This is a genomic window from Streptococcus sp. GMD6S (assembly GCF_000297015.1).
On record NZ_AJRH01000002.1, the window covers coordinates 1 to 3,089 of the forward strand.

At 38.1% G+C, this 3,089-nt stretch carries 2 protein-coding genes and 1 pseudogene; all 3 read right to left on the minus strand.

What is annotated here, in order from left to right; translation table 11 throughout:
* The coding region (locus tag GMD6S_RS00015) for a type I restriction endonuclease (RefSeq protein WP_000215695.1) at positions 1-698 on the minus strand (698 nt) is incomplete at its 3' end.
* A gap of 11 nt (positions 699-709) precedes the next feature.
* Entirely contained in the window at positions 710-1,846 is a 1,137-nt protein-coding gene (locus tag GMD6S_RS00020) for a restriction endonuclease subunit S (RefSeq protein WP_000134180.1), read from the minus strand.
* A 1-nt stretch (position 1,847) separates the two neighbouring features.
* A pseudogene (locus tag GMD6S_RS12675) lies at positions 1,848-3,089 on the minus strand (type I restriction-modification system subunit M); the annotation flags it as partial.

The following is a 3,089-nucleotide window of genomic DNA, read 5'->3' on the forward strand; positions in this document are numbered from 1 at the left end:
TCTTTCCAGTTGTTGATTAACTCATTATTAAAATCTTCCCAATGGAAATAATAATCTGAATTAAAACGTCCATCCGGTCCTGGATTGGCAAAGTAGACAGTTTCATTCGGCTCCATGGCCACAAAGATTTGAACCAAAGAGAAGAGACCTTTGAAAATGCCCTCTCTGGCATATTTTTCTATTTGTATTGTGGCATGGCTGACTGGAACACCACTGCGTTTTAGCTCCAAGTGAAAGACTGGCATGCCATTGATTAAAAGCATCAAATCGCCTCGTCTATCATGGAGAATAGGAGATTTTGTTGGAAATTGAGGCTGTCTTGCAATCTGATAGCGACTTGAACCTGCAGCAATCTCCTTACGATTATAGATTTTGAGACTAATCTCTTTTCCAAAATGCTCAGGATCTGCTGGATTGTCTCTTTTGACTGAGACTGAACCTCCGTTGATGAAACCGTTCAGCTTTAGTGGTGTTCGGAGATTTTCAATCTGCTCTAAAATCTGAGCCATTTCACCGTCTGTTAAAGGCTGGTCATTGAGACGGTCGCGTTCACGATTATTATCAAAGAGAATCCTGGCCCAATTCTCAATCAGATCCTGCTCAGTGGGGTAGTGGAGGATTTCTTTTTCCCAGCCCTTGGTAAAAAGTACCTCTATCAAGGCCTGTTCAAAATCAGCTTCTTTGCTAAAAACAGTCATCTGTAACTCCTTTACATCATCATTTGTTCAAGTAAAGCTTTTTTCATATTCTGCAGTTTGTCCAGTCTACGCTGTTGAAGGGCAATGAACTTATCTAGGTCTTGGAAGAGGGATGACAGGATGGAAATCTCTCTAAAATCATTAGGGATAACTAAACTAATCTCTGACATTACATTATTCATTAGTTTCGGGTTGCCAACTTTTGAAACATATTTCCAAGCTTCGTTATTTAATATTTCTGCAATCACTTTATTAGCAAAACCTTCATCAGACAATAAGACACCGTTCACATTTGTACTATAAAATTTTCCTTCCCTATAATTTACCGTTCCAGCATTTGCTCCATCAGTTGTCCAAGTTACTGCTGTTTCAAATAAATATTTATCATAATATCCTAACAATCCTTCGTTTTTGGTTTGAGAAGAATATACGGGATATTTATGAGTATCTGTTTTTTCTTCTGATATCTCCGTTGTTGCTAGTACTTGTCCCCTAGTAACTCTAAAAATATCTGAAACTTTCACTTCCTTCCACTCATCTTCAAATCCTGCGAAGCGAAGGACTGGTTTCTTTTGTCCTTTGGCTGGGGAGAGGAGCTTGAGGTAGGTTTTCTTCTGCTCTTTGAGAACCTCTAACTTACGCTGTTGAAGTGTAATGAGCTTGTCCAGATCTTGGAAGAGGCTGCCAATGGCCCTTTGTTCGGGGGGAGAAGGAAAGAAAATTTTATAATTACCTAACTGGGGAACGGTTAACTGGGGAACTCCCGTTGATTCAATTACAATATTTTGGGTATTTATAGCATTCTCTAAAAAAACAACATCATAATCTGATTTTAATGATAGAAGACGCACAACAGGAGTAAAATTTTCGTTACGAGCTTTTGCTACTCCAACATTACCTCTGCCAGTTACTGTAACTGCAGGAGCCTCTATTCTAAAGCTATCATTATAATACCCAATAATTCCGTCATTTGTAAGAGCATTGGCAACGACCGGATATTTCCCATTATTCAATAATTTAGATTTATCAATATCTCCACCAGCAGATATTTCTGAGCACTCCTCCAACTTCCGCTGTTCCCAAGCTTCCGCATTTTGACCTGAAAATTCTTTGAAACGAATAGCTGGTGCTTTTCTTTCTTCCGTCATCTTAATTTCTATTTAGGAGATTTTGAAACTCCCTCAATCCTTTCATATCAAATTCTGGCCCATCCAACTGGTCAATCATATCAGAGAGACTTTGCTCGACAGCTGCTAGTTCTTTGCTGACATCTTCAAAAGTTTCTGAGTATTTATCCGCTACTCCTGTGACATGTTTTATCAGCTGAGTAAATAAGACATCTGGTAATTGATTCAACTCCTCAACGACTGGGACAATCCATTTCTTCTCAAGCAGTTCATTAGCCTCTTCATCTGACAAGCTTTCAATGACTTGCTTCGTTTTCAAATGGAGCTTTTTCTCTGCTTCCTTAACTATAGTAGCTAGTTGCTTTTCTTCTTCTTGAAGTTTAATGACATTCTGTAAAGTAGCCTCAAAGCTTCCTTCCTCAAAAACTGTTTGACATTGCAACCACAGGATATAGCTTCTCACACTAACTACTCCGTAAGTTTTGTCTTTTAATGTCTCCATTGATGACCAGGATACTTCAGGGTGAGCAGCTATAAAATCCATTTTTTCTGCTTTCTTAGCTTTCCTATCTAACAGATCGAGATAAGTTCTTAAAGTCGAAATCTCCAAGCTATCCACTTCGGCATAAATATCCTCCAGCAATAGATTGACTTCCTTAGTGATAAAACCATCTTGCTCGTCAGTTAAAATCTGAAGTTCTTTTTCTTCTTCAGAAAGATTATCAATCAATTGAACATATGTATCCTTAATCTCTTGCAACCTAGCTTTTTGAGCTTTTATCTGCTCCAATTCTTCTGTAAGTTGGACTTCCTGAACCAACTCAAAAGGTAGTATGCGACCTATCCAGCCTTCCTGTTGTTCTTCTGCTTCTTTTCCCTTCTTTTTCTTTATGACAATATTTGGATCCACGCGCTTAACAGTTTGAAAACCTTCGGTCTGTATCATCTCCAAATCCTGAGAAATTTCCTGCCATCCATCGTCTAAAAGTTGATAGGCAGTGTAAGGATCAACTATGGGATAGTCAAATAAATTCTTGAATAGCTGCTGACTAATCACAGACTCGGCCTGGGGTAAAGAAACAGATAAAGCCTGAACTACCAAATAATCATATAGGTATGCAGAAAACGATTCAAAGCTCTGATGATAATCGGATAAGAATTTTTTTATATCCTCATTATTTAAAATCACTTGTTTTAAGTCTGAACTTTTAAACTCGACATAAGGAGATCCATCATCTTCAAAAAGGTCAGAAAATAAACTGGG